The organism is Microcystis sp. LE19-10.1B (genome assembly GCF_027530565.1).
Lineage (GTDB): Bacteria > Cyanobacteriota > Cyanobacteriia > Cyanobacteriales > Microcystaceae > Microcystis > Microcystis aeruginosa.
Map to the genome: position 1 here is coordinate 1 of NZ_JAPZQM010000559.1, position 3,988 is coordinate 3,988.

6 protein-coding genes are annotated in these 3,988 nt (G+C 37.5%); 5 read left to right on the top strand and 1 reads right to left on the bottom strand.

The features are described from left to right. Positions 1 to 329: 329 nt before the first annotated feature. Entirely contained in the window at positions 330 to 518 is a 189-nt protein-coding gene (locus tag O9332_RS20275) for a type II toxin-antitoxin system HicA family toxin (RefSeq protein ID WP_002763461.1), read from the bottom strand. 225 nt (positions 519 to 743) lie between these two features. Between O9332_RS20275 and O9332_RS20280 the strand changes: the two genes are divergently transcribed. The 5 genes from O9332_RS20280 to O9332_RS20300 all read left to right on the top strand — a co-directional run bounded on the left by O9332_RS20280 (position 744) and on the right by O9332_RS20300 (position 3,863). Continuing rightward, entirely contained in the window at positions 744 to 1,172 is a 429-nt protein-coding gene (locus O9332_RS20280) for an element excision factor XisH family protein (protein WP_002763459.1), read from the top strand. After that, positions 1,148 to 1,474, top strand: coding sequence for a XisI protein (locus tag O9332_RS20285; RefSeq protein WP_002734933.1), 327 nt, complete (start codon positions 1,148 to 1,150; stop codon positions 1,472 to 1,474). The genes O9332_RS20280 and O9332_RS20285 overlap by 25 nt, the downstream gene beginning before the upstream one ends. Positions 1,475 to 1,603: 129 nt before the next feature. Next, positions 1,604 to 1,846 carry a hypothetical protein gene (locus O9332_RS20290; RefSeq protein WP_002763457.1) on the top strand — a complete coding sequence of 81 codons (243 nt, stop codon included), beginning with the start codon at positions 1,604 to 1,606 and terminating at the stop codon, positions 1,844 to 1,846. 11 nt (positions 1,847 to 1,857) lie between these two features. Beyond that, positions 1,858 to 2,253, top strand: coding sequence for a type II toxin-antitoxin system VapC family toxin (locus tag O9332_RS20295; protein ID WP_002763455.1), 396 nt, complete (start codon positions 1,858 to 1,860; stop codon positions 2,251 to 2,253). A gap of 17 nt (positions 2,254 to 2,270) precedes the next feature. Continuing rightward, positions 2,271 to 3,863 carry a phospholipase D-like domain-containing protein gene (locus tag O9332_RS20300; protein ID WP_288027125.1) on the top strand — a complete coding sequence of 531 codons (1,593 nt, stop codon included), beginning with the start codon at positions 2,271 to 2,273 and terminating at the stop codon, positions 3,861 to 3,863. The last annotated feature ends 125 nt before the right edge of the window (positions 3,864 to 3,988 follow it).

Genomic DNA, 3,988 nt, shown 5'->3' on the forward strand with positions numbered 1-3,988 from the left:
AACCCTTATAGAGAAAGGCATTTAGCGATTTTTGTCAATTGTTTTTATCTAGAGCGAACTAATCAATTAAGTCTCTTGCCAGATAAGGATTTAGTCGATTTATGCCCCCCTATCGAACCATAACAAGTAACGAAGAGCCCAATAAAACGCTCCAAGGAATCACTAACCATCGCTGTTCTGTCAAGTAACTCATGACATCCGAATGTACCCGGTTTGAATTGCTCAAGAACCTGTTGTTCTTGTTCTTGGAGGAAGTCTTTTAACTCTTCTTGACGCTCTATTTCAATAGCGTTATCCTTAACCACAACCATACTATTCAATTCAGTCATTCAACCCTCCAATTCAGCTTGCCGTAGAATGTTTTTGTAAGTTCCGATAGGTATATCATCTGACAGTTTACAAGGAACGGTAACTTTACTCAGCTTGACAGGGTGTTTAAACTGACGATGGCTTCCTTTTTGCGAAACTTGCAACCAACTATCATCAATTAGGCGACAGATAACCTCACGAACCCTCATACCCTTAATTTTAACCTACACTTATCTTATCGAAAATTTGGGTTTAAAACCCCGTCCTTTTAGGACGGCTTTAAGCTACAATGGAAAATGAAGTCAACTTCTTAAAGAAGTCGGGTATCTGAAATCATCACAGAAGAGGAGAAATAACAAGAAGGATTTCCTAGACTGTGAACCTTAAGATTGTTACAAGATGCTAAAATTAGGAAAACCTGCTAAAATCAGGATATGCCAGCTAAAGATACCTTTCACCATGCTGTCCGAAATGCACTCATAAAAGCAGGTTGGACGATTACCCATGATCCTTTTACCCTAGAGTTTGAAGATGTTAACTTTTATGTGGACTTAGGAGCAGAAAAAGTTATTGCAGCACAAAAAGAACGAGAAAAAGTTGCCATTGAAATCAAAAGTTTCTTAAGAGATTCAATTGTTACAGAACTACATTTAGCCTCTGGACAATATCTTAACTACCGTTTTGCTCTTTCGGAAATTGAACCTGATAGAACCCTATACTTAGCCATCCCTAATGATACTTATGAAGTGTTTTGTCATAGCCGTTTTGTTCAAAGAATTCTAGAACATTATCAAATCAAAATTATTGTCTATAACCCTGAAATAGAGGAGATCGTAGAATGGCAATCAACTACAGTGAATTAGTTAAATCCCTAATTGAAGAACAAGCTAAAATTCAGCAGTCTAGTGAAATTTCCCTAGAAATAATCTTTGACGATCTGAGAAAACATTATTTATTAGTACAAGTTGGTTGGCATAATAATCATTGGATTTATGGATGTCTTTTACATTTAGATATTATTAACAACAAAGTTTATATTCAACAGAACAACACAGAAATTTCGGTGGCTGAAAAGTTAGTTGAACTAGGAATTCCTAAAACAGATATTGTCATCGGATTTCACTCTCCATTTAAACGAAAATTCACAGAATATGCCATTAATTAGGAGTACAAATAAAATGGAAAAACAAATTATAAAACATTAGAATTACCAATAGAATTAATTCAAGAAACTCTCTCTATTCTAGATCGTGAAACTGCCGTCTTAGTTGAGCAAGCTTTATCCTAAACTACCATGAAAATACAAGGAATTATCAAAGGCAATACTATCGAGCTATTAGAGGATTTATCTCTTCCTAATGGCGTAAAAATTTCTCTGGAAATCCCCGATAATTTAATTCAAAAAAAATTATTGTGGGAAGAATTAGAAACTCTTATTGGAGTATGGAAAAATCAACCAGAACTCGATGATATTTTTTCTGAAATTGACCAAGAACGCCATGCCGATCTAGGTGTGGAAATTAAATTCGATGATTAAGCCGAAAATTCATGTATTTACTGGATACTAACATCCGTATTGCCATTCTCAAAGGGAATCTGACGGTCGTTTCACATTTTAGACTTAAGTATCAGGAATCTTACCTGTCCACTTTAGTCTTAGGGGAGCTATATAAAGGAGTTTATTGCTCAACTCAGCTAGAACGTAACTTAGATACATTAACTAGATTTGCCAACCAGTTACCGATAATAGCTTTTGATCAACAAGCTGCAATCGAATTTGGCAAAATTCAATCTGAACTTAGAAAAATTGGCAAACCAACAGGACAGTTAGATGCTTTAATCGCAAGCGTTGCTCGTTCTCGGCAGGATATTTTAGTAACCGATAATACTCGTCATTTTGAAAATATTTCTAATCTAGTAATAGAAAACTGGTTACAGCCCTAAAATTAAAAAATCGAACTATGCCTACCCACGACATCATCGACAATCGCCAGCAAAAATTAGTCGATAACATCAACCAAATTCTCCACTCTTCAGAAGCCGCTCATTTTGCCGTCGGTTACTTTTTCCTCTCCGGCTTTACTGCGATCGCAACTCGTCTCGCCACCATCCCACAAATGCGCCTCCTAATTGGCAACACCAGCAACCGGGAAACCATCGAACAATTAGCAGAAGGCTACCGCCGCTTAGAATTAATTAAAAACCATCTGGAAGCACAAGAATACCCCAAACGGACAGAACGCAAGCAGATGGCAACAGAAACCGCCGACAATATTCGTTCCAGCGTCGAACTGATGGACCAAACAGATGAAGCAGAAACCTTAGTAAAAAATCTGGTTCAAATGATTGAAGAAAAACGCCTTCAGGTGCGAGTTTATACTAAAGGGCGACTCCACGCTAAAGCCTATATCTTCGACTACGGGACAATTTATAACCAGCAGGGACAACCTTTGGAACGTCAAGAAAAAGGCCTTGCTATCGTTGGTTCTTCTAACCTTACTTTATCAGGAATTTCCCACAATACCGAACTTAATGTTATCGTTCACGGTAATGAAAATCATGCCAGTTTAACAGAATGGTTCAATCAACTTTGGCAGGAAGCAACAGAATTTGATGAAACACTGATGCAGTCTTTACAACAGTCTTGGGCGATGATGCCAGTACGTCCCTACGACATCTATATGAAAACTCTCTATATGCTCGTGCGCGATCGATTGACAGAAGAAACTGCCAGTGAAATGATGATAGATAACGAAATTACCGAGAAACTAGCAGACTTTCAAAAAGTAGCAGTTAACCAAGCTGTTAAACTCATCCGCGAGTATGGAGGTTGTTTCGTTTCCGATGTGGTAGGACTAGGAAAAAGCTTTATTGGTGCTGCCATTGTCAAACGCTTTGAACAAGTGGAAAAAGCCCGCCCCTTAATTATTTGTCCAGCGCCACTGGTGGAAATGTGGGAACGCTACAACGAAATTTATCAACTTAACGCCCGCGTTTTATCGATGGGATTGCTGCGGGAAGATGAAACCAGTGGCATCAGAGTTTTATTAGAAGATTTTAAATACAAAGATCGAGATTTTATCTTAATTGATGAAAGTCATAACCTGCGGAATGCCGCAACCCAAAGATATAAAATCGTCGAAGCCTTTTTAGCAGCCGGGAGACAATGCTGTTTTTTAACAGCAACTCCTCGCAATAAAAGTGCTTGGGATATTTACCATCAGATTAGGCTCTTTCATCAAGATGATAAGACAGATTTACCCATAGATCCGCCCGATCTAAAAGAGTATTTTAGATTAGTAGAGAAAGGGGAAAAACAGTTACCTGACTTGTTATCTAATATCTTGATCCGGCGCACTCGCAACCACATTTTGCGCTGGTATGGCTTTGATGCTAAGACTCATAAACCCGTAGATTCAGACAATTTCAAGGATTATTTAAACGGAAATCAACGCGCTTACGTTATTGTGGGTGGTAAGCATCAGTTTTTTCCCAAAAGAGAACTACAAACCATTGAATATAGTATTGAAGATACCTATAGACCTCTTGCATAATTTTTTTATGGTATAATATAAGGTTTTGCTTTTTTCTCAATTCTTAGATTGAAGTGGAAAAAAGAATAAAATGTGATCTTAGGTCAGGAAATCATCTATAATTTTGCTATGTTTATTAGCAAAAT

Coding starts and splice junctions, on each gene's coding strand:
- O9332_RS20285 (WP_002734933.1), top strand. CDS start 1,148: ATGGCAATCAACTACAGTGAATTAGTTAAATCCCTAATTGAAGAACAA.
- O9332_RS20290 (WP_002763457.1), top strand. CDS start 1,604: ATGAAAATACAAGGAATTATCAAAGGCAATACTATCGAGCTATTAGAG.
- O9332_RS20300 (WP_288027125.1), top strand. CDS start 2,271: ATGCCTACCCACGACATCATCGACAATCGCCAGCAAAAATTAGTCGAT.
- O9332_RS20280 (WP_002763459.1), top strand. CDS start 744: ATGCCAGCTAAAGATACCTTTCACCATGCTGTCCGAAATGCACTCATA.
- O9332_RS20275 (WP_002763461.1), bottom strand. CDS start 518: ATGAGGGTTCGTGAGGTTATCTGTCGCCTAATTGATGATAGTTGGTTG.
- O9332_RS20295 (WP_002763455.1), top strand. CDS start 1,858: ATGTATTTACTGGATACTAACATCCGTATTGCCATTCTCAAAGGGAAT.